This window comes from Pseudomonas sp. P1_A1, from assembly GCF_056406935.1.
Window position 1 is genome coordinate 216,843 of the sequence record NZ_JBFTZE010000006.1, and the last position, 21,047, is coordinate 237,889.

At 56.4% G+C, this 21,047-nt stretch carries 20 protein-coding genes; 13 read left to right on the forward strand and 7 right to left on the reverse strand.

All coding sequences use genetic code 11. The features are described 5' to 3' along the window. Positions 1-77: 77 nt before the first annotated feature. The 4 genes from AC1D2Q_RS11575 to AC1D2Q_RS11590 form a co-directional block, all read right to left on the reverse strand. Positions 78-1,496, reverse strand: coding sequence for an efflux transporter outer membrane subunit (locus tag AC1D2Q_RS11575; RefSeq protein WP_477813262.1), 1,419 nt, complete (start codon positions 1,494-1,496; stop codon positions 78-80). Next, positions 1,496-4,687, reverse strand: a complete 3,192-nt coding sequence (locus AC1D2Q_RS11580) for an efflux RND transporter permease subunit (protein WP_477813263.1) — start codon at positions 4,685-4,687, stop codon at positions 1,496-1,498. Before AC1D2Q_RS11580 ends, AC1D2Q_RS11575 begins: the two co-directional genes overlap by 1 nt. An 11-nt stretch (positions 4,688-4,698) precedes the next feature. Then, positions 4,699-5,931, reverse strand: a complete 1,233-nt coding sequence (mexE, locus tag AC1D2Q_RS11585; RefSeq protein WP_063321046.1) for a multidrug efflux RND transporter periplasmic adaptor subunit MexE — start codon at positions 5,929-5,931, stop codon at positions 4,699-4,701. Positions 5,932-6,071: 140 nt separating this feature from the next. Further along, positions 6,072-6,350: a LysR family transcriptional regulator gene (locus AC1D2Q_RS11590; RefSeq protein ID WP_024777185.1), complete on the reverse strand. Its 279-nt coding sequence runs from the start codon at positions 6,348-6,350 to the stop codon at positions 6,072-6,074. A 172-nt stretch (positions 6,351-6,522) separates the two neighbouring features. On the opposite strand from AC1D2Q_RS11590, the gene AC1D2Q_RS11595 reads away from it, so the two are divergent. Then, on the forward strand, positions 6,523-7,101 hold the full coding sequence (locus tag AC1D2Q_RS11595; RefSeq protein WP_008433961.1) for a TetR/AcrR family transcriptional regulator: 579 nt from the start codon (positions 6,523-6,525) through the stop codon (positions 7,099-7,101). Between the two features lie 275 nt (positions 7,102-7,376). Here AC1D2Q_RS11595 and AC1D2Q_RS11600 read toward each other — a convergent pair whose 3' ends face one another. After that, positions 7,377-8,405 (reverse strand): GlxA family transcriptional regulator, encoded by a 1,029-nt coding sequence (locus AC1D2Q_RS11600; RefSeq protein ID WP_477813264.1) that lies wholly within the window; start codon positions 8,403-8,405, stop codon positions 7,377-7,379. Positions 8,406-8,576: 171 nt separating this feature from the next. Here AC1D2Q_RS11600 and AC1D2Q_RS11605 point away from each other — a divergent pair, with 171 nt between their 5' ends. Then, positions 8,577-9,185: an SCO family protein gene (locus AC1D2Q_RS11605; RefSeq protein ID WP_193861961.1), complete on the forward strand. Its 609-nt coding sequence runs from the start codon at positions 8,577-8,579 to the stop codon at positions 9,183-9,185. A 74-nt stretch (positions 9,186-9,259) separates the two neighbouring features. Here the strand turns inward: AC1D2Q_RS11605 and AC1D2Q_RS11610 are convergent, their stop codons facing one another. Then, a complete protein-coding gene (locus AC1D2Q_RS11610; protein ID WP_477813265.1) occupies positions 9,260-10,240 on the reverse strand; it encodes a GlxA family transcriptional regulator in 981 nt (326 codons plus the stop codon). Between the two features lie 102 nt (positions 10,241-10,342). On the opposite strand from AC1D2Q_RS11610, the gene AC1D2Q_RS11615 reads away from it, so the two are divergent. Beyond that, positions 10,343-11,011 carry a DUF1326 domain-containing protein gene (locus AC1D2Q_RS11615; RefSeq protein ID WP_008075253.1) on the forward strand — a complete coding sequence of 223 codons (669 nt, stop codon included), beginning with the start codon at positions 10,343-10,345 and terminating at the stop codon, positions 11,009-11,011. Further along, positions 11,008-11,841 carry a DUF2182 domain-containing protein gene (locus tag AC1D2Q_RS11620; RefSeq protein WP_427544492.1) on the forward strand — a complete coding sequence of 278 codons (834 nt, stop codon included), beginning with the start codon at positions 11,008-11,010 and terminating at the stop codon, positions 11,839-11,841. Before AC1D2Q_RS11615 ends, AC1D2Q_RS11620 begins: the two co-directional genes overlap by 4 nt. An 81-nt stretch (positions 11,842-11,922) precedes the next feature. Here AC1D2Q_RS11620 and AC1D2Q_RS11625 read toward each other — a convergent pair whose 3' ends face one another. After that, positions 11,923-12,969, reverse strand: coding sequence for a GlxA family transcriptional regulator (locus AC1D2Q_RS11625; RefSeq protein ID WP_427544555.1), 1,047 nt, complete (start codon positions 12,967-12,969; stop codon positions 11,923-11,925). Between the two features lie 103 nt (positions 12,970-13,072). On the opposite strand from AC1D2Q_RS11625, the gene AC1D2Q_RS11630 reads away from it, so the two are divergent. The 9 genes from AC1D2Q_RS11630 to AC1D2Q_RS11670 all read left to right on the forward strand — a co-directional run bounded on the left by AC1D2Q_RS11630 (position 13,073) and on the right by AC1D2Q_RS11670 (position 20,623). Beyond that, positions 13,073-13,714, forward strand: a complete 642-nt coding sequence (locus AC1D2Q_RS11630; protein WP_024777177.1) for an HD domain-containing protein — start codon at positions 13,073-13,075, stop codon at positions 13,712-13,714. Positions 13,715-13,823: 109 nt separating this feature from the next. After that, positions 13,824-14,705, forward strand: coding sequence for an NmrA family NAD(P)-binding protein (locus tag AC1D2Q_RS11635; RefSeq protein WP_477813266.1), 882 nt, complete (start codon positions 13,824-13,826; stop codon positions 14,703-14,705). 208 nt (positions 14,706-14,913) lie between these two features. After that, positions 14,914-15,675: an SDR family oxidoreductase gene (locus AC1D2Q_RS11640; RefSeq protein ID WP_024777175.1), complete on the forward strand. Its 762-nt coding sequence runs from the start codon at positions 14,914-14,916 to the stop codon at positions 15,673-15,675. Positions 15,676-15,754: 79 nt separating this feature from the next. After that, positions 15,755-16,876 carry an alkene reductase gene (locus AC1D2Q_RS11645; RefSeq protein ID WP_477813267.1) on the forward strand — a complete coding sequence of 374 codons (1,122 nt, stop codon included), beginning with the start codon at positions 15,755-15,757 and terminating at the stop codon, positions 16,874-16,876. A gap of 102 nt (positions 16,877-16,978) precedes the next feature. Then, positions 16,979-18,385 (forward strand): aldehyde dehydrogenase family protein, encoded by a 1,407-nt coding sequence (locus AC1D2Q_RS11650; protein ID WP_477813268.1) that lies wholly within the window; start codon positions 16,979-16,981, stop codon positions 18,383-18,385. A gap of 78 nt (positions 18,386-18,463) precedes the next feature. Further along, a complete protein-coding gene (locus AC1D2Q_RS11655; RefSeq protein WP_008071439.1) occupies positions 18,464-19,060 on the forward strand; it encodes an SIS domain-containing protein in 597 nt (198 codons plus the stop codon). Between the two features lie 22 nt (positions 19,061-19,082). Then, positions 19,083-19,694 carry a LysR family transcriptional regulator gene (locus tag AC1D2Q_RS11660; RefSeq protein ID WP_008071437.1) on the forward strand — a complete coding sequence of 204 codons (612 nt, stop codon included), beginning with the start codon at positions 19,083-19,085 and terminating at the stop codon, positions 19,692-19,694. A gap of 35 nt (positions 19,695-19,729) precedes the next feature. After that, complete coding sequence (locus tag AC1D2Q_RS11665) at positions 19,730-19,960, forward strand: hypothetical protein (protein WP_427544473.1); 231 nt, start codon at positions 19,730-19,732, stop codon at positions 19,958-19,960. 42 nt (positions 19,961-20,002) lie between these two features. Beyond that, positions 20,003-20,623, forward strand: coding sequence for a glutathione S-transferase family protein (locus AC1D2Q_RS11670; protein WP_008071433.1), 621 nt, complete (start codon positions 20,003-20,005; stop codon positions 20,621-20,623). Positions 20,624-21,047: the final 424 nt, after the last annotated feature.

Here is a 21,047-nt window from a genome sequence, read left to right on the forward strand (position 1 = left end):
CCGTTCGGATTGTTCTAACTACGCTGCATTGCGCAAGATTTATACTCAGAATTTCCTAAGGTTTTTTTAGGATCTGTTCAGTTAATCGCCGCGACGTTTCCACCGCCGCTATTCCACCCTCCTCCCAACGCTTTATAGATCGCGACGATGCCGCGGTACTGATCGGTTTCACCCAGAGCTTGGGCATCTTCGGCGTTGAGCCGCTCGCGTTCTGCGTCCAACAGCACCAGATAATCCACGGTCCCTTCCTTGTACTGGATGGCCGCGAGGTCAGCGGCGGCGCGGCTCGACTCACTCTGTTTGATCAACGACAACAAGCGTTGTTGGCGCTTGTTGTAGTCGCTGAAGGCGTTTTCCGACTCTTCCAGCGCCAGCAGCACTTGCTGCTCATAGGTGGCCAGGGCGCCTTCGGCATTGGCGTCAGCACCACGGATGCGCGCCCGCACGCTGCCCAGGTCAAATGCCGCCCAGGTAATGCTCGGACCCAAGCTCCAAGCCCGGGCGGCGCTGGAGCCAATCTGTGAACCACGGCCGGCGGTGAAGCCGAGGAAGCCGCTCAGGCTCACCCGCGGGAACAAGTCGGCAGTGGCCACGCCGATTTCAGCCGTGGCGGACGCTAGCCGGCGCTCGGCGGCGAGCACATCGGGGCGCCGGCGCAGCAGTTCGGCGGGATCACCGATCGGCAGCGCTTTGGCAATGGCCGGCAACTCGGCGGGACTCAACGACACGCTCAAGGTATTCGGACGCTCTCCCAACAGCGTGGCGATGCGGTTTTTCTGCCGCACCTGCTCCGCTTGCAGTTGCGGCACCGTGGCCTCGACCGCCGCCAAGCGCGCGTCGGCACGCACCACGTCGAGTTCATTGCCCACGCCAGCATCGCGCAGGCTGACCGTCACCGCGCGCGAATCCTGCTGATTCTTCAGGTTCGCCAGGGCGATTTTTTCCCGCAGTTGCGCGCCTCGCAATTGGCCATAGGCATCGACCAACTCGGCGATCATGGTCACGCGAAGTTGATACAACTCGGCCGCCGCCGCATCTTCCTGGGCGTCGCTGGATTCCAGTTGACGCTGGATGCGGCCAAACAGGTCGACTTCCCAGGCCATGTCCAGCCCCAGGTCGTAGCGCTCCTGATGGACTCGGCTTTCGGTCTGGCCGGGCACTTGCCCTTTGCCCTGCTGACTGCTGACGCGGCTGGTGACCACCGGCAAATTGTCGTTGCTGACGTCATCCCGAATCGCCCGGGCCGCTTTCCAGCGGGCAAAGGCGACGCGCAGATCGCGGTTGCCTTCCAGGGATTTGCTCACCAACTGGTTGAGCGTGGGGTCATCGAACTGCTGCCACCACACCGTTTCAAACCGCGATTGATCGTAGTGGCCGCCCTGGACCGACACGACAGTGGCCGGCGCGGTGTCAGGTGTTTTGTAGTCGGGGCCCACGGTACAGGCGGCCAACGCAACAACCAGAAGGCTTGGTAAAAACAGCTTGAAAGCGTTCATTAGTGAGCCTCCGAATTCAGCGAATGGGTTTGGTTAACACGAGCCGCTTTACGCGCGTTTTTGCGCTCGATGGCGCGACGAATCAGCACGAAGAACACCGGCGTCAGCAGCAAGCCGAAGAAGGTCACACCGAGCATCCCGGAGAACACCGCAACCCCCATCGCCCGGCGCATTTCTGAGCCGGCACCCGTGGAGGTCACCAGCGGAATCACCCCCATGATGAAGGCGAAGGACGTCATCAGGATCGGCCGCAGCCGCATGCGGCAGGCGTCCAGCACTGCTTCCAGCGGCGACATGCCCTGCTCCTGTTTGTCCTTGGCGAATTCGACGATCAGGATCGCGTTCTTGCACGCCAGGCCCACCAGCACGATCAGGCCAATCTGGGTAAAGATGTTGTTGTCGCCCTTGGAAATGATCACCCCGGCAATCGCCGACAGCAGGGTCATCGGCACAATCAGGATCACCGCCAATGGCAGGCTCCAGCTCTCGTACAGCGCCGCGAGGACCAGGAACGCCAACAGCACGCAAAGCGGGAACACCAACAGCGCGGTGTTGCCGGACAGAATCTGTTGGTAGGTCAGGTCGGTCCATTCGTAGGTCATGCCGTTGGGCAGTTCTTCTTTCAGCAACTTTTCTATCGCTGCCTGGGCCTGGCCGGAGCTGTAGCCCGGAGCGGCGCTGCCGTTGATTTCCGCGGTGACGAAGCCGTTGTAGTGCGAGACGCGGTCAGGTCCGGAGGTCGGACTGACCTTGACGAACGTGGCCAGCGGAATCATCTCGCCTTTGTTGTTGCGTACTTTCAACTGACCGATCTGCTCCGGCTCCTGGCGGAACTGCTGTTCGGCTTGCACGTTGACCTGATAGGTCCGCCCGAAACGGTTGAAGTCGTTGGCATAAAGTGAGCCCAGGTAAACCTGTAATGTGTCGAAGATGTCGTTGATGGCCACGCCATGGATCTTGGCTTTTTCCCGATCAATCGCAGCGTCGACCTGCGGCACGTTGACGGTGTAGCTGGTGAACAAATTGGCCAGTTCCGGAACACTGCGGCTCTTGCCGATGATGTTCATGGTCTCTTTGTACAGCTCTTCGTAACCCAGGTTGCCCCGGTCTTCAATCTGCAAGCGGAAACCGCCGATGGTACCCAACCCTTGAACCGGAGGCGGCGGGAACACTGCGATGTAGGCGTCCTGGATGCCACCGAACTTGGCGTTCAGCGAAGCGGAAATCGCGCCGGCGGACAGGCTCGGGTCTTTGCGCTCGTCGAAGGGCCGCAAGCCGATGAAGGCGATACCGGCGTTCGGGCTGTTCGTGAAGCCATTGATCGACAGGCCCGGGAATGCCACAGCGCTGTCGAAACCCGGCTCGTTCATGGCGATGGTGCTCATGCGGCGGATCACCGACTCGGTGCGATCAAGGCTCGCCGCGTCCGGCAATTGCGCAAAGGTCACCAGGTACTTTTTGTCCTGGGTCGGCACGAAGCCGGTTGGCGTGGTGCTGAAGCCCACGTACGTCATTGCGATCAGGCCAGCATAGACCAGCAAGGCCACGCTGCTGCCCCGAATGACCTTGGCCACGGCAATCACGTAGCCATGGCTGGCCTTGTCGAAGAAGCGGTTGAAGGGTTTGAACAGCCAGCCACCGAGCAAACGATCCAGCACTTTGGAGAAGCGGTCTTTCGGCGCTCCGTGGGCCTTGAGCAACACGGCGGCCAATGCCGGCGACAAGGTCAGGGAATTAAACGCCGAGATCACCGTCGAGATGGCAATGGTCAGGGCGAACTGCTTGTAAAACTGCCCGGTCAGGCCCGAAATAAAGGCTGCGGGGACGAACACCGCGCACAACACCAGCGCCGTGGCGATGATCGGCCCGGTGACCTCGCCCATGGCTTTTTTGGTCGCCTCTACCGGTTCAAGACCTGACTCGATGTTTCGTTCGACGTTCTCCACCACCACGATCGCATCGTCGACCACGATCCCGATTGCCAGGACCAGACCGAACAGCGACAGCGCATTCAGCGAGAAGCCGAACAGGTGCATCACGGCAAACGTGCCGATCAGCGACACCGGCACCGCAACCAGCGGAATGATCGAGGCGCGCCAGGTTTGCAGGAACAGAATGACCACCAGCACCACGAGGATTAGCGCTTCGAACAAGGTGTGAACCACCGCCTCGATCGAACTGCGGACGAAGATCGTCGGGTCATAGACGATTTCATAATCCATGCCTTCCGGGAAATTCTTCTTCAGTTCGGCCATCTTCGCCCGCACCTGGTTGGAGATGTCGATGGCGTTGGACCCCGGACGCTGGAAGATCGGCATCGCCACCGCTTCCTCGTTATTGAGCAAGGCGCGCAAGGCGTACTGGTTGGAACCCAACTCGACCCGGGCAATGTCCTTGAGACGGGTGATTTCGCCGTTAGGGCCGGCTCGAACGATGACGTTCTCAAACTCTTCTTCGCTGACCAACCGCCCCTGGGAGTTGATCGACATCTGGAAGCTCGTGGCGTTTGGCGCTGGCGGCGAACCCAGTTGCCCGGCAGCGACCTGACGGTTCTGCTCGCGCACTGCGTTAACCACGTCGGTCGCAGTCAGATTGCGTGAAGCGGTCTTGTTCGGATCGAGCCAGATACGCAGCGAGTAATCACCGATACCGAACATCTTCACGTCACCGATACCGTCCAGGCGCGACAGCTCATCCTTGACGTTGAGAATCGCGTAGTTCGACAGGTAGAGCATGTCGTAGCGCTTATCCGGTGACACCAAATGCACCAGCAAGGTCAGCTCGGGAGAGGCCTTGTCGACGGTGATGCCGATACGCGTCACTTCCTCGGGCAGCTTGGGTTCGGTGCGGGTCACACGGTTCTGCACCTGAACTTGGGCGTTATCCAGATCAGTGCCCAGAGCGAACGTCACGGTGAGGGTGAGTCGGCCATCCGCAGTGGATTGCGAGGACATGTACAACATGTTCTCGACGCCGGTGATGGCTTGCTCCAGAGGCGCCGCTACAGTTTCACCAATGACTTTCGGGTTGGCGCCGGGGTAGTTGGCATGGACGACCACGGTGGGTGGCACCACTTCCGGGTATTCGCTGATCGGCAGCTGGAACAGCGAGATCGCGCCGGCAATCAGGATAAGCAGCGACAGCACCGCCGCGAAGATCGGTCGCGTGATAAAGAACTGGGAAAACTTCATGTCGGTGCTCCTTATCCGCGAGGTGCGGCGGCTGCTAGTGCAGGTGATTGCGTGGAAACCGGCTGATGGGAGGCTTCAATCGCCTGACGTTTTTGCTCAAGGATCGACACGACTTCAGGACTCGCCATTGGCGCATCCTCAGGACTGATCACCGCGCCGGGCCGCACGCGCTGCAGGCCGTTGATGACGATACGATCGTCTTTTTGCAGACCGCTGCGCACGATGCGTAAGCCTTCAAGTTTCGGTCCCAAATCGACGCTGCGATAAACAGCCTTGTTGTCCTGATCGACCACCAGCACGAATTTTTTGCCGAGGTCGGTGCCCACCGCTTCATCTTTGATCAGCAGGCCGGGATAGGCGGCGCTGCCCACCAGTTTCAAGCGCGCATACAGACCGGGGGTGTACTGCCCGTCAGCGTTATCGAACACCGCGCGACCACGAATGGTGCCGGTTTTCGGATTGACCTGGTTGTCGACAAAGTTCATCTGCCCGAGGTGACTGTTGCCCTCCTCGTTCGACAAACCCATGTACACCGGCGTGGCTTGACCGCGCTGCCCCTGGCGGGAAAGCAGGCTGTATTTGAGGAACATGCGTTCGTCCGCATCGAAATAGGCGTAGACCTTGTCGGTGGAGACCACGCTGGTCAGCGGTGTGGTGTCGGCGGTCACGATATTGCCGGCGGTGATTTCCGCCCGGCTGACCCGGCCAGTGATCGGTGCGGTGACGCGGGTGAAACTGAGGTTCAAGCGCGCCAGGTCCAACTGCGCCTGAATGGCATCGACCCCGGCCCGGGCTTCCTGCGCGGTGGTGGTGCGGGTGTCGGCCAGCTCGGCGGAGATCGCGTTACTGCTCAACAAGCGCTGGCCCCGCTGCGCTTCGTTGCCGGTGCGGACCAGGGTGGCGCGCGCCTGTTGCAGCTGCGCCTCGATGCGATGCACTTCGTGTTCGAACGGGCGTGGGTCAATCTGGAACAGCAAATCGCCCTTCTTCACCAGCGCGCCGTCGTTAAAGGCTACGCGATCAATCTGCCCGGTTACCCGAGGACGAACCTCGACGGTTTCCGGCGCTTCCAGGCGGGCGGTGACTTCGTCCCATTCGGTAATGGGTTGCTCCAGCACCTTGGCCACGGTGACGTGCGGCGCACCCGGCGCCTGGGCGGCATTGGGTGTGCGTTCACACGCGGTAAGCACTACCAACGCCAGTGCAGCAAGGGGATAACGCAAAGGTTTGAGTGACTGTTCCATAGGTAGTGTCCGCCAGACGGTTTGGGAATTTCCGGATTCTCGGCGTCGCGCGAGGTCGCGACGAATTGAACGGAGTGAAGTTGGCTATCACCAATAATGATGACCATCATGTTTAAGGGTAAAAAAAGGATCGATCCCGCTTAAACCTTGGTATTGGTGAGCACGGTACAAACGGAATCCAGCGCCGGCCCCAACGCCTGCGCAGCATTCAACGCTCGCTTAGTGGGCACCATCCGGCGACCGATGCGCTCGAACAAAGGGTCGTTGAACAGCTTGCGCAAACGCACCAGCGCCGCGCTGACCGCAGGCTGGCCCAAGGATAATTGCTTGGCGGCGCGGGTGAGATTACGTTCCTGGATGAGCGCCTCGAACACCACCAACAGGTTCAGATCGATACTGCGCAGATCATTACGATTCATGAGTCCGGTCCACGTAGAGATTTTCAACTTGAGCCACAGGCTCGGGATCCGACAGACTTGCGTCGATTCGGGCAAAGCCATTGCAACGACCTTATATGACGCCCATAATAAATACCAGCCTCTCAGCGACGCTTTTCCCAAGTGCAACCGACTGGGCTACAGGAGCAGTCTCATGAAAGTCACAAAAGACCAGGCCGCCGCGAACAAAGAAGCGATCCTCACGGCTGCGTCCCGGCTGTATCGGGAAAAGGGCATCGATGGCATCGGCATTGGTGAACTGTCGCGCTCCGTGGGCCTGACCCATGGCGGCTTCTACGGACAGTTTCCGGGCGGCAAGGAACAACTAGCCTCAGAGGCCGTCAGTCGGACGTTCGAGTCCAATATCCAGGACTGGCAAAACGCCAAATCCATTCCCGAACTGATCAAGGGTTACTTGACGCAAGCGCATCTTGATAACTGGACCGAGGGCTGCCCTATCCCCGCGCTGGGCGCCGACGTGGCCCGCACGGGTGGGACCGTCAGTGTTTCCTTCACCAAAGGCGTCGAACGCTTGATCGAAACGTTGATGGCGTTGGTCGATGGGGAAAGCCATGACGAGAAGTATCTGGAATCGCTGCGCATCCTGTCATCGATCGCAGGGGCCATGCTGATTGCCAGGGCGTTGAACAAGCCTGAGTTATCCGAGCAGTTTCTGCAGTCGGTGATCAGTGCTTGGCCTACTGCTCCCGCACCAAAAGAGCGGGCTGCGTAGCGCCATTCAATTTTTTTCATATGGGGACAAACTAAAACCATCCTCAGCCCTGATCGAAGACTCTCGCGAAACACCTCTGAAACGTGGGCGTCTGATCGACTAGCGGCAGATCACGTTAGATGGTACGGCAACTACTTGGGTGGGCTGGATTGCAGTATCACCTGCTGGACTGCACTGCCGAGCAATCCAATGACGACGCTGAAACCATTGACATAAACGGCGATGGGAAACTGGTAGAGATACAAGCCCCCTAGAGCTCTGACTATTTACAACGCTTAGGTCAACTCGCCATTTCGGGAGAAACGTTGTGCGTATTCCGTTGGGCTAACCCCAAGACGTCGCACAAATGCATTCCTTAAGACATCCACACTGTGGTAACCACAGCGACGCGCGACTTCTGATATCGACTGCCCTCCAAGCTCAAGTTCTCTGCAGGCTGCTTCCACCCTAACGTCCTCGACGTACTTTGCCGGCGAAGTCTGCAGCTCTTGCTGGAACATGCGTAATAACGTCCTGATGCTTGTGGAAAGCCTGCCGGCCAGTGCTTCGACTGACAGTTCCGAATTTAGATTTTCCCTGATCCACTGGCATAGCTCACCCAGATTCGTACCGGGTACATCCTGCGACCGACTGGTGACACTGAACTGTGCCTGTCCACCAGGACGCCGCAAGAACAGGAGCAGGTTTTTCGCAATGTCCAAAGCGACGTCATCGCCTAAATCCTCGCCAACCAATGCCAGTGCAAGATCGATCCCGGCGGATGTGCCAGCCGACGTGTACACATTACCGTCTTTGACCCAGATCAGATCTGGATCAACCTGTACATTTGGATAGCGCTCAGCCAGCGCGCGCGTCATCTGCCAATGCGTCGTGGCCTTGCGCCCCTCCAGGACTCCTGCCTCGGCAAGTGCGAACGCACCTACACTTATCGAACACAGGCGCCTCACCGTCTCGGACTGCGAGCCAATCCATATGATAGCCGCCTCATCAAGCTGACCCATTACTTCCCAGCCCGCAGCCACGATCAACGTGTCGATTGCTTTGTTTTCGAGGCGCTCTTGCGCAAGCGTCCTGTGCGCTGTGAGTTTGAAGCCGGCGCTGTTCTCCAGATGTTCATTAGCATCCGAACAAACCAACTCAAGTACGTAGGGGGCAGCCTCCCTGTCGTACAGACTATTCGCAAAGGCGAACACATCTGCGGGTCCAACCACGTCGAGCGCATCTATGGGCGGCATGGCCAAAATCACCACTCGCTTTTGCGTCCGACCTACAGTTGGATGAGTTGCACTGGTCTTTTTCTTCACGGCCCGCTCCCACCTTTGTCATGGGCGCATATTGGCACAAATCATTGTAAATAGTTAATATTGCCAAACTGAAAGACACGTTAAACATCTGGCGACTTCATTTTCAAGGAGCAAAATTCGAGTGAGCGGCATTTTTCGACACCGTGCCAGTGACCGAACGAGGCTAGACGAATGAGTGTTTTGGTAAGTCGCCGCAAGGTTATTGCAGACTTAGGAGTATTGAGTCTCAGCCTACTGGCCGGCTGCGATTCTGGAGGTAGGCCGCTGTACAAGTACGGCAAGGATCTGAGTAATCAGATACTTGGGCGCACATTCAAGTTAACGGATACCGATGGCTATGAGACGTCGCTCTCAAGCTTTCGCGGCATGATGCCAATGGTGATATTTGGCTTTACCAAATCCCCTTCGATCGTCCCCACTGCCTTGGCTCGCGCGGTAGAAATCAAAAAAATGATGGGCAAAGACGGCGAGCGTTTCCAGGTCATATTCGTCACCTTAGACCCCGAACGGGATACACCGGCGAGACTGGATGCCTACGTCAAATCCTTTGATCCATCATTTGTTGCCCTTTACGGCACGCCGAAGGAAACGGCCGCCACCGCGAAAGAGTTCAATGTGGCCTACGAGAAAATTCCCAGCGGATCGACGTACACACTGTCTCACTCCACCACGAGCTATGTTTATGACTACAGGGGAACGCTGCGCCTCGGCCTGTCTCAATCGCTTTCTGCGCAAGAGTGCGCGGAAGATTTGCTGAACCTTATGGAGATCTGCGAATGATCTCCAGTGCGCTCCCTCGAAATTGATGAATGACATAACGACCGAGCACTTAGGTCTAAGGCATTGAGCTCAAGTTAGATTCGATTGACGCTAAACCGCTGCCTGTATTCGCCCGGGGTCAACCCAGTAACCCTGATGAAAATTTTGCGGAACGCGCCGGGGTCGCTGTAACCAACTTCCCACGCAATAGCCTCGATCGGCAACGTACTGAATTGCAGCATCTCACGGGCACGGCCAACTCGCAGCCTCTGGCAATAATCGATGGCGGTGAAGCTCGTGGCCTTGCGAAAACGCCGCAAAAACGTTCTTTCTTCCAAGCCGGAGCGCAGAACCAGCGACGCAAGGGCCGTATCTTTCGCACCCGTCGCCTGTAGCCAATGCTGGACTTTCAGAACCGGGGCGTCGCCATGAGTCAGGTTTGGAGAAAAAGCACTGTAGTAGCGCTGCTCTCGGCCGGGCGGATCTACCAGCAAATAATGTGCGGTTTCCGCCATGATGACCGGCCCTAGAAAACGGTCGACCAACTTCAAGCCGAGATCAATCCACGCCATCAGCCCCCCTGCACTGATGATGTCGCCGTCATCAATGACAAGGCGGTCGATATCAAGATGCGCATCGGGAAACCTTCGCCGAAACAAGTCGGCATGGTCCCAGTGCGTGGTGACCGATCGCCCCGTCAGCAGACCGGTTTCAGCCAACAGGAAAGCCCCTCCGCAGACAGAACACAACGTTGTGCCCGCGCGATGATGGCCGAGGAGCCAGTCAACAAACGGTGCAGCTTCCTGCGACGAGACTTGCGTACCCAAGCGAGGTGGCATCAATAGCACTGTAGGAGAGCCGCCGGCCTCCCCCGCCTTCTCCCCGACTCTGACAGGTATGCCACTGGGTCCCTCAACCTGCCATTGGCTGACCTGCAGGAAAACGCCCTCCTCTTTGTAGTGCTGCGCCGCAAAGCGATCCGCAACCCCGAATAGATCAATCAAACCGTGCACGGCCGCAAGCTGTACGCCAGGAAAAAGGACGATGCCGATTTCAATTGTGAGAGGTCTGGTCATGTGTCGGTATTCACCCTGTTTATGTCGATATCGCCACGAGACACTATCACGCCTGCGAATCATCATGTCAAAAGTTTCACCACCAAACGAAAGGGGTAGGAGATGACAAACGAAGTAGCAACAGTCGCAACTCCAGAGTGGCGAATTGCAGGTGAATGGCTGGACGTCTGTTCGTGCAACTCACCGTGCCCATGCACGTTCGCTCAACCTCCCACAGGCAATCATTGCGAAGTGCTGTGGGCGTACCGAATCAATGAGGGTCACTACGGTCCGACACCCATGGCAGGCCTGAAAGTGGTCCTGCTCGCAAACTTCACCGGCAACCTTTGGGACGGCGCTTGGCTGGATGCAGGCGTATTCCTCGACTCTGCCGCCGACGATGCACAGCGAGCGGCCTTGGCGGCAATTTTCACCGGCCAGGCCGGCGGCTGGATGACACAGTTCGTACCAACGCACGTGCGTGAGCTCAGGGGTGTCGAGTTTGCGAAGATTTCAGTCGACATCGAGAGCACGCTCGAACACTGGCGGGTGACCGTCGATGACAAGGTCGAAGCGAGTGGCCAGGCCATGAAGGGGCCGACCTCCGATCCGACCAAACTGCTGCAGAGCTTCAATCCACCCGGCAGCGAAGTCGGTCCCACCGACGCGCCCGTGACTTGGGGCAAAAGCGTTGCGGGCCGTTGGAAGGCATTTGGGTTCGATCAAAACATCCCGGCCGGCCAAGCGAGTAAGCATATCCCCTTCGACTGGCACGGACCGGACGCACCATGATGAAATCGGTCCTCTCCGCTTCACGATCCGCAGCTTCTGCGCTCGGGCGGGGTCAAGCGGGCTTAGGCTGGACGATAGTTGTCGTTGCGCTCAGCCTCGCCGCCTGGTTCGAAATGCTGGTGGTCATGGGTGACATGGATGAGGGGCCAGGAACCCCGCTACACGACTTACCCGCCTACCTTATTGGTTGGGTTGTCATGTTGACGGCAATGATGCTGCCGTCAGAACTCAACTACATTGCGGCGTTTGCCGCCATGCTGAAGTCCCGCGGAGGAAAATCACTTGCACGAACGCGGCGCATGGCTTGCTTTATAGCGGGCTATGGCGTCGCCTGGATCGGCTACGGTTTGGCGGCCTATCTGCTGGACTACGCGATTCGTGCCCTCAACCTCGAGTTTCTTGCGTGGTACAGCGCTGGTCCCTATTGGGCTGGCGCTGTTTTGATTATCGCGGGAATCTTCCAGGTCTCGGCCTTGAAAAATGTTTGCCTTACGGGATGCCGTTCGCCGCTGTCTTTTTTCGCTCAATATTGGCGAGGGGGCGATTTCGGGGCTGTTCTGATGGGCGCGCGACACGGCATGGTCTGTGTGGGCTGCTGCTGGGCAATGATGGCGGTGATGTTCGCTGTCGGCGTCATGAGTCCTATCTGGATGGCATTGCTGACCCTGTTGATGTTCGCTGAAAAGGTACTGCCCAATGGGCATAAGCTCGCGATTCCAATCGCCGTGTTCCTCGGAGCCATGGGGATTTGGATGGCGCTGTCACCCGACACAGTTCCGTTTCTGAAAAACCCTATGACAGGCACCATTTGCAAGCCGCATGTGCACTGACTTACGGAGTGAATTCGTTTTCCGTAATGGGGACGGCGGCATTTTATGCCGCCGCCCTAGTCTTTTGCCCATCGCAGCGAACTACGCCATCTCGCCATTGGGCGAGAAGCGTTGTGCATACTCCTTCGGGCTCACGCCAATCCGCCGCACGAAGGCTTTTCTCAGGACATCCACGCTGTGGTAGCCACTCCGCCGCGCGACCTCTTCCATAGACCGTCCACCCAGTTCAATCGAGCGACAGGCAGCTTCTATTCGTACGTCCTCGACATACTTCGCCGGCGTGGTCTGCAACTCTCGTTGGAACAAGCGGATTAACGTCCTGACGCTGGTGGAGAACTTGTCCGCGAGTATTTCTACTGTCAGGTCCGAGTGCAGGTGTTCCGCAATCCACAGGCACAACTCATCCAGATTGGAACCAGGAACATGCTGTGATTGAAGAGCAACGCTGAACTGCGCCTGCCCGCCAGGACGCCGCAGAAAGAGGACAAGATTTTTCGCGATCTCCATAGCCACTTCATCGCCCAAATCTTCGCTGACCAACGCAAGCGCAAGATCGATGCCGGCGGAAATACCGGCTGACGTGTAGACGTTGCCGTCCTTGACCCAGATCGGATTAGGATCGACCTGCACCTGGGGGTAGCTATCGGCCAGGCTTCGCGCCATACGCCAATGAGTCGTTGCCCTGCGACCATCCAAAAGTCCTGTCTCAGCCAGAGCGAACGCCCCGACACAGATCGAACACACCCGCCGAACACTCTCGGACTTTGTTCTTATCCAATTGATAGCGGACTCGTCCACCTGCTCCCGAGCTTTCCAGCCCGACGTCACGATCAACGTGTCAATTGCTTCGTTGTCACTACGTTCTTGGTCAAGCGTCTTGTGTGCCATCAGCGCGATGCCCGTGCTGCTCTCCAGGTGCTCGTTGGCGCCTGCAGCGACCAGCTCGAGTAGATAGGGTGCGGTGTCACCGCGATGCAACCGATTAGCAAAGGCAAACACCTCAGCTGGGCCGGTCACATCGAGCGAGTCCACTGGAGGCAACCCCAAAATCACCACTCGCTTTTGCTTAGCACTGATAAGCGGATGGCTTGCTTTCGTTGACTTGCTCACGGCTATCTCCCCACACATACGAGATAAGCATATTGGCACAAAAAGACCGTAAATAGTCAATTACGCCAAGCAAAAATACCTAGACTGAACTTCAACCCGATTCAACGCTGAGGAAGCAATCATGAGTACACCAATCATCATCGGTGGCTTCAGTGCTCCAGACTCTGAACTCGCCCGTAAAGCGTCTGCCCTCGTCGAACGCGTCCACTCAAAGGCGCTTTTGCACCACGTGCACCGGACATGGTGGTTTGCCGAATTCCTGGGCCAACAACGTGGTCTGAAATACGACCGCGAGACGGTTTACCTCGCCGCGCTTTTACACGATCTGGGACTGACAAACGAATTCTCTGCCGACCAACGCTTTGAAGTCGACGGCGCAGATGCCGCTAGCCGCTTCCTGCTTGAGAACGGTTATTCGAAGTCGAAAACTGAACTCGTGTGGGATGCAATCGCGCTTCACTCGAGTGCTGGCATCGCCGACCGCAAACAGCCGGAGATTGCCCTCATTTACCTCGGCGCCCATGTCGACGTTATGGGGCTGAACATTGAGCAGATCACGCCTTCGCTGATCGAAGATGCCCTCGCACTCTACCCTCGTATCGGGATGAAGGCCGCCTTTACCGAGGCAGTAGCCGAAGTCGCCCGGAAAAAACCTTTTACTGCCATCGGCACCGGGCTCGCTGACGTCGGACGTCGCCACATCCATGGTTTCGATTGCCCGAACGTGTGCGACCTGATTGATAACGCCCCCTTCGACAGCTGACAAACGACGTTGCGCAGCAGAACGCTCTACGACACTTCAGTCTTGATAAGACCTGACGCAGTGTCCTCCGCCGAGCAACGTGCGTATCACCAACACCGGAGAATTTATCATGCAGCAACGTAAGTATCTCGTCACCGGGGCCACCGGAAAAACAGGCGTGTATACCATTCGTTATCTCCTCAACGGAGGGCACGCGGTACGAGCTTTCGTTCACAAAGAAGACGAACGTAGCGAAGCACTAAAGAATGAGGGCGCCGAAATATTTGTTGGCGATCTCTTGGAGCATGACGACATCATCCGGGCGATGGATGGGATCACAGGTGCTTATTTGTGTTACCCCGTTCGGCCAGGCTACATCCAGGCGACTGCCTACTTTGCAGATGCTGCTAAACGAGCGGGCGTCGAGGTCGTCGTGGAAATGTCGCAGATTTCTGCTCGTGAAGACTCGTTGAGCCACGCGGCCCGCGACCATTGGATTGCCGAGCGCATTTTCGACTGGTCTGGTGTGCCGACCGTCCATATCCGCCCGACGTTCTTTGCTGAATGGCTGATCTTCCCGTGGGTCCTTGATCAGATCGTTAAAGAAGACAAGATCACGCTGCCATATGGTGATGGAAGACACGCGCCGATTGCCGCTGAAGATCAAGCTCGATTTATCGCCACCGTTCTCACGCAGCCTTCTGGTCATATCGGAAAGACCTACCCACTTTATGGCCCGGTCGAACTGGACCACGAAGAAATTGCCGATGAGATCAGCAGCGTTGTAGGCCGAACTATCACCTACAGCCCATCGACCATCGAAGAATATAGCAAGCACTTGGAGACCTACAATCTGCCGGACTTTTTGATCCAGCATTTCCTTGCCGTTGCTATCGACTACCAGAACGGAATTTTTGCTGGTGAAGATGGAGTGATTGGCGAGGTGACGGGTCAGCCTCCACAAACAGTTAGCGACTTCGTTCGTGCTAATAAAAAAGCATTTGAATCGTGATTTTTTTTGGCGCATGCGTTGGGTGTTTGTTGTCTTCGCATGCTCCATTTTTAACTCTTGGATTGACTGGGTGCAGGCGTCATCTGACTGGCTGCCGGCTGTATTTCACTTCCTGCGGCCAAACTAAATCAGGTAAGCGTAAACATTTTCATTAAGGTTTTTTCGACGAAAAAATCCCTAACCACAACTCTCCACAGAGGTACCTGCAATGAAAATCAGTGGCAATACTATATTTATTACAGGAGCAACTTCTGGCATTGGACGCGGGCTTGCCGAGGCCTTTCACAGTAAAGGAAACAAGGTAATTATCGGCGGCCGCCGCAAGGCACTGCTGGATGAAATCACACAAGCCAACCCTGGTATAGATTCGGTAGAAATCGACGTGAGTAACCCGGCGGAGATCGCCAGCGTCGCGGCAGATCTCATCCATAAGTACCCGGAATTGAATGTCGTCATCAATAACGCCGGCATCATGCCGTTCGACGATGTAACGGGCCCGCTCGACGATGCACAATCCACTTACCTGGTAGACACGAACCTGCTGGCACCGGTACGTATCAGTGGCGCGTTCATCGAACACCTGAAACGCCAACCACTGGCGTACATCATCAACAATAGCTCCACCGCTGCTTTTATTCCGATGGCAATGTTCGCGCTCTATTCCGCGACCAAAGCCGCCATCCACTCTTATTCGCTTTCCCAACGCTTCGCGTTGCGCAACACCAGCGTGCACGTCCTGGAAATTGCGCCACCTTGGGTTGATACCGACCTCGTTTATAAAAGCGGTGACGAACGCGCCTTGCAACTGGAGCCCTTCATCGAGCAAACGATGGCGTTGCTGGAGACTGCGACAACCGAGGTCGTCGTTGATGCTGGCCGCCAACTGCGCAATAGCGCAGGCCCGGGCGAACACGATGTCGTGAACTATCTCAACCAAATGTTCATTGACCATCCACTTCCGAAACCTTGACCTCGGGTCGGCAGGCCATCAAGCCATCGATGGCCTGCTGATTGCGCCAACGTCAACATTCCACGCGGGAAATTTTACCTTGAGTCTTTTTAACGATTTCAAACTGGGCGACCTGGTTCTGAAGAACCGCTTCGTCATGGGCCCGATGACACGCTCCCGTGCTTTTCAAGACATCGCCACTGAACAAACGGCGCTGTACTACACCCAACGCGCAACAGCTGGCTTGATAGTTACCGAAGGTACGCCTATCTCGCGAGAGGGCCAGGGCTACCTGTTCAACCCAGGCATTTACACGCCAGAGCAAATTGCTGGCTGGAAACTCGCCACTGATTCGGTGCACAGCGTCGGCGGCAAGATTTTCGCCCAGTTGTGGCATGTGGGTCGCGTCTCCCACACCTCGCTTCAAATCGACGGTGCCGCACCTGTCAGCGCAACCGGGAAGGCTGAAAATGGCGCTACAGCCTACGCCTACACCGAGAACGGTGAGCCAGGTTTTATGCCGACATCCACGCCCCGTCCCTTAGCGACCGACGAAGTACGCCGCGTGGTCGAAGACTTCGCCCAGGCCGCTGCTAATGCCATAGAAGCTGGCTTCGATGGTGTTGAGCTGCATGGCGCCAACGGCTATCTGCTCGAGCAGTTCATCAACCCGATGGTCAACGACCGGACCGATCACTACGGCTCGCAGAACCTGGAAAACCGCCTGCGTTTTGTTTTCGAAGTGGTGGACGCTGTGTGCGAGCGCATCGGCGCAGATCGTGTGGGCATCCGTATTTCGCCTTACGGTCAGTTGATGGACATGCCGCTCTACCCGGAAATCGACGAAACCTACATGGCCCTCTGCGCGGGTCTGGGCGAGCGAAATATTGCCTACGTTCACGTCATGGATCAAACACACTTTTTCCTGGCAGCTGAGAATTCGATAGCCCGCGAGGATGCATTGAAGGCACTCCTACGCAGCTGCCGCAAAGGCCTGAACACGACCGCATTGATCCTGGCTGGAAACATGACACTGGAGCGTGCCCGCGAATTGGTCGAAGCCGATCTGATCGACTTGCCGGCGTTCGGCCAACCCTTTATCTCCAATCCCGACCTGGTGGCGCGACTGCAAAATGGCTGGCCGCTGACGCCGCCGGATCGTGACACCTACTATCAGGGCGAAGCCGAAGGCTATATCGACTACCCGCCGTACGCGGGATAGGTTACCGCTTGGATGATTGCCCCCCCAGACCAGAGTAGGCGGCGAAACCTGCTCACTTTGGCTAGGGGCATTGCGTATCGCGTTAATGGATAGGTGAGCCCAATGTCTGAACAAACCCTGGCTGTACACTCCCCTTACGATGGCACTGTCATTGGCAAAGTGGAGGTCTCTACCCTGGCAGATGTGGAGCAGGCGCTGGCTGTCGCGCATAGTATTTTCCGCGACCGTAACCAGTGGCTGTCAAAGCCAAAGCGCATAGAAATCCTGCACCGCGCCGCCGAGTTGATCAGTACGCGCAAGGTACAGATTGCGACCCAGGCCGCCAACGAAGGCGGCAAACCGTTGAAGGACTCCATCACTGAAGTAGAGCGCGGCATCGACGGAATCCTCAACTGCATCGAAGTACTTCGCACTGAAGCCGGTCATGTTGTCCCCATGGGCTTAAACGCTACTTCCGCAAATCGTGTGGCGTTCACCCAATATGAACCTATCGGCGTAGTCGCCGCGGTCTCGGCGTTCAACCATCCGTTCAATTTGATTGTGCACCAGGTGATACCGGCCATTGCTGTCAGCGCGCCAGTGATCGTAAAACCCGCATCCAACACTCCGCTCAGTTGCCAGACCCTGCTCGATATTTTGGCTGAAGCTGGCCTGCCAAAAGGCTGGGCTCAAATGGTGCTGCCAACTGAAAACGCTATTACCGGCAAGTTGGTTTCTGACCCGCGAGTAGGTTTTTTTAGCTTCATTGGGTCCGCTGCCGTCGGTTGGATGTTGCGTTCGACCCTTGCCCCAGGCACTCGTTGTGCTTTGGAGCACGGCGGCGTGGCGCCGGTGATCGTCGCTGTCGACGCTGACCTTGACGACGCCCTGCCACGTATCGCCCGCGGCGGTTTCTGGCACGCCGGACAGGCATGCGTCAGTGTGCAGCGAGTTTTCTGTCACCGCAGCATCGCCACACAGGTCGCGGTGCGTCTAGGCCATATAGGTAATGCTTTGATGGTCGGTGATCCAGCTAGCATCCATACCGACGTCGGCCCACTGATCGCCGAACGCGAAGTTGAGCGAGTTGGCCAATGGGTCGATGAGGCCATTGCCGGTGGTGCACGCTTGATCACAGGCGGTAGTTCGCTGAGTCACAACTGTTATGCGCCCACGGTGTTGTTAAATCCGCCGATTAACTCGAATGTGATGCAGAAAGAAGTGTTCGGACCGGTGATCGCGGTGTACGCCTACGAAGACCTCGCAGATGTAATTAAGCTGGCTAACGCCCTGCCGTTTGCCTTTCAGGCCGCAGTGTTCACCCAGGATCTGGACACCGCCATGCAGTGTTACCAGAACCTTGACGCTACTGCCGTCATGATCAATGAGAACACACTGTTCCGAGTGGACTGGATGCCGTTCGCCGGAGCGCGGTTGTCCGGTCATGGCGTAGGTGGGATCCCGCACACCATGAAGGAAATGCAAGTCGAGAAGATGATGGTCTGGCGCTCTCGGGCGGTACTCGGTTGAAAGCATGATGCTTGGCCAGACAAGCTTCTGGCCGAGATTCCCACCGCATAAAACTTCCATAGGCGCGAGGTACTCGCCATGAGCCAAAGACTGAATAGAATCAAAGGTATTTTGGCTGCAGAAGCCAAGGCTATCAGCAGTGTTGAAATCGACGATCGTTACGACCAAGCCATTGAACTGATGAAAACCTGTGAGGGAAAACTGATCATCACCGGCATCGGCAAAGCGGGGTTTATCGCTAAGAAATTCGCGGCGACGCTTTGTTCAACGGGAACCCCTGCTGTCTACATTCATCCCGCAGAGGCCGCTCATGGTGATCTCGGCGTCATCGAGAAAAATGACCTGATTTTTGCGTTTTCTACCAGTGGGAAAACTCGAGAAGTCATTGAACTGATTAAGTTCAGCCGGCACCTTACTTCCGGGAAAGTTATCGCTATCACTTCTCATCCAGAAAGTGAACTCAGGGACAACGCTGATCTGGTTCTCGATATGGGAATTATAGAAGAACCCTGCTACTTGGGCTTGACTCCAAGCGCGAGCATCGCAGTCATGAGCGCGATTAGTGACGCTATTACTCTAACGCTGATGGAGGAAAAAGGAATCACGCGCCACGATTATGGTATTCGCCATCATGGTGGTTACCTAGGCCATAAGGCCAGGCTGGACAATGAATAAAAACTTAAAGCGACCGTAACCAATGAATCGTAGCAATCTGTACGGTATCGATTTTAATTTGTTAGTCATTTTTGAGACGCTGTTTCAAGAGCGGAGTATGGCTGGTACAGCGGAGAAGCTGTCGCTAAAACAACCGGCTGTCAATGCAGCGCTGAAGCGCTTACGCACACTGCTTGACGACCCCTTGTTTGAGTACATTGGGCGGAAGATGGAGCCCACAGCCATGGCAATACGCGCTGCACATATGCTTACCCCAGCTCTGGATTCAGTCTGTACTGCAGTGAGTGCGATGAGCAACGTTAAGCCAATGATCAGCCCTGTTGAGTTTCACATCGGTGTCAATCTTGACATTGCACCCGCTCCGCTCTCTACGTTGACCAAGAGAATCACGTCAGCAATGCCTGGTGTAGGGTTAGTCGTACGGTATACAAGTGCCGAACAAATGTCTGAGATGTTAATGTCTGGCGACATTTCAGTGGGTGTAGGCCACGCACCCAATTTAGCGCCTGAACTACAGAAAACCGCACTCGGAAAAACTGCTATCTGTCTTGTTTGGCGCCGCGCAGATGAATCTGATCCGGCCGAGGTCTGGCTTCGAAGTGAACTATTGAAATGTTTCAACGAGAAAACCTAAACCCCATAGCCCTTACGAGATCAGAAAAGGAACGGATGACCAATGTCGATCTCAAGATGATCACAGCACTGCACACGTTTACTCGCTCGTTCAACATGATTGGCGGACCATCGGTAACATTGTCTTGTGGCGTGGGTGAAAGCACGACTCCTATTGTGTTTCAGCTGGTAGGAGCGCAATTTTCCGAGGACAGGCTACTGAATCTTGGCCACGTGTTTCAGCAGAGTACCGAATGGCATCGCCGTCGCCCCGACCTCGCATCCTGAGGCAGCGCGTGCCTAACCAAATCCCGCGCGAGGGAGTGTCTGATGAACGCTGTTATAGAGCTGTACGGCGCCCAAACCGGCAACAGCCTGAGGGCTGCAATCGCCCTGGAAGAAGCAGGTGTGCCGTACACGGCACGCCTATTGAATCTGCGGGCACTTGAGCACCGCGCCCCGGCGTACCTGGCGCTCAATCCCGCTGGAAAAGTCCCGACGCTGGTTGATAACACATCAGTACCGGCACGGATCATCAATCAATCAAACGCAATCATTCAGTTCGCCGACGCTAGTGCTCCCGGCCGGCTAGCACCCGCACAACTTGGATCGGAACGTGATCGGGTTTTTGATCGGTACTTCTTTTTCGTGACTGACGTCATTGCGCCTAGCCATGCAGCTTTCTTCTTGCGCCAAACTGGACTTGACGATGCAGCTGCAAAGATCGAGCGGCTTGTCATCGAGCAACTGGTCTATTCGGAAAGTTTTCTTACCGACGCCTTCATGGCTGGCGATCATTTCTCCATGGCGGATATCTCAGCGTTCACCATTGCTGCATCAGTACGTGACAAATTGAACTGGGCAACGCTGCCTCGCTTATCGCGGTGGTTCAATGCAGTCGATGCTAGACCTGCCGTACAACGGGGAATAAGAGCTTTCGAGAATCCGTAGTCGCAATTTTGGGGAGCACTCTGACAACCAGATTCTCGGCCCACGTGCAAATTCTAAATTTGGCAAAAATCATCCAAAAACAGCCAATTTTTACTGATGAGGAATACTTAAGCTTATCCGTTTAGGGCTGCCGAGTTCTCGCGAGAATGAGTATGTACCAGGTCGCGGATCGTGCGTGGTTGTTCACTTATCACCTGTTCAGGCCGCTTACCTTGTAACTATGAGAGGCAATGAGTTCCACGCCCTCTCCAAGAAGCAAACCTATGCTTTCCGGATGGCTCTCTAGTGTCCTCGCCCGACGTAGTATTCACACTGCTGAGCTATCTGCCCACGTTCTTTACAGAACGCGTACTCTGCTTGATCGCCGCTGGAAGTCGTCCGGATCGACGTCGCCATAGAACCCAGCATATTGGCCGATGATTTT

Bases quoted from the DNA above. Each gene is read 5' to 3' on its own strand.
- AC1D2Q_RS11605 (WP_193861961.1), top strand. From the start codon at position 8,577: ATGAGTGTTTTGGTAAGTCGCCGCAAGGTTATTGCAGACTTAGGAGTA.
- AC1D2Q_RS11575 (WP_477813262.1), bottom strand. From the start codon at position 1,496: ATGAACGCTTTCAAGCTGTTTTTACCAAGCCTTCTGGTTGTTGCGTTG.
- AC1D2Q_RS11650 (WP_477813268.1), top strand. From the start codon at position 16,979: ATGTCTGAACAAACCCTGGCTGTACACTCCCCTTACGATGGCACTGTC.
- mexE (WP_063321046.1), bottom strand. From the start codon at position 5,931: ATGGAACAGTCACTCAAACCTTTGCGTTATCCCCTTGCTGCACTGGCG.
- AC1D2Q_RS11635 (WP_477813266.1), top strand. From the start codon at position 13,824: ATGCAGCAACGTAAGTATCTCGTCACCGGGGCCACCGGAAAAACAGGC.
- AC1D2Q_RS11665 (WP_427544473.1), top strand. From the start codon at position 19,730: ATGACCAATGTCGATCTCAAGATGATCACAGCACTGCACACGTTTACT.
- AC1D2Q_RS11655 (WP_008071439.1), top strand. From the start codon at position 18,464: ATGAGCCAAAGACTGAATAGAATCAAAGGTATTTTGGCTGCAGAAGCC.
- AC1D2Q_RS11670 (WP_008071433.1), top strand. From the start codon at position 20,003: ATGAACGCTGTTATAGAGCTGTACGGCGCCCAAACCGGCAACAGCCTG.
- AC1D2Q_RS11660 (WP_008071437.1), top strand. From the start codon at position 19,083: ATGAATCGTAGCAATCTGTACGGTATCGATTTTAATTTGTTAGTCATT.
- AC1D2Q_RS11580 (WP_477813263.1), bottom strand. From the start codon at position 4,687: ATGAAGTTTTCCCAGTTCTTTATCACGCGACCGATCTTCGCGGCGGTG.
- AC1D2Q_RS11625 (WP_427544555.1), bottom strand. From the start codon at position 12,969: ATGTGTGGGGAGATAGCCGTGAGCAAGTCAACGAAAGCAAGCCATCCG.
- AC1D2Q_RS11615 (WP_008075253.1), top strand. From the start codon at position 10,343: ATGACAAACGAAGTAGCAACAGTCGCAACTCCAGAGTGGCGAATTGCA.
- AC1D2Q_RS11640 (WP_024777175.1), top strand. From the start codon at position 14,914: ATGAAAATCAGTGGCAATACTATATTTATTACAGGAGCAACTTCTGGC.
- AC1D2Q_RS11610 (WP_477813265.1), bottom strand. From the start codon at position 10,240: ATGACCAGACCTCTCACAATTGAAATCGGCATCGTCCTTTTTCCTGGC.
- AC1D2Q_RS11620 (WP_427544492.1), top strand. From the start codon at position 11,008: ATGATGAAATCGGTCCTCTCCGCTTCACGATCCGCAGCTTCTGCGCTC.
- AC1D2Q_RS11595 (WP_008433961.1), top strand. From the start codon at position 6,523: ATGAAAGTCACAAAAGACCAGGCCGCCGCGAACAAAGAAGCGATCCTC.
- AC1D2Q_RS11590 (WP_024777185.1), bottom strand. From the start codon at position 6,350: ATGAATCGTAATGATCTGCGCAGTATCGATCTGAACCTGTTGGTGGTG.
- AC1D2Q_RS11630 (WP_024777177.1), top strand. From the start codon at position 13,073: ATGAGTACACCAATCATCATCGGTGGCTTCAGTGCTCCAGACTCTGAA.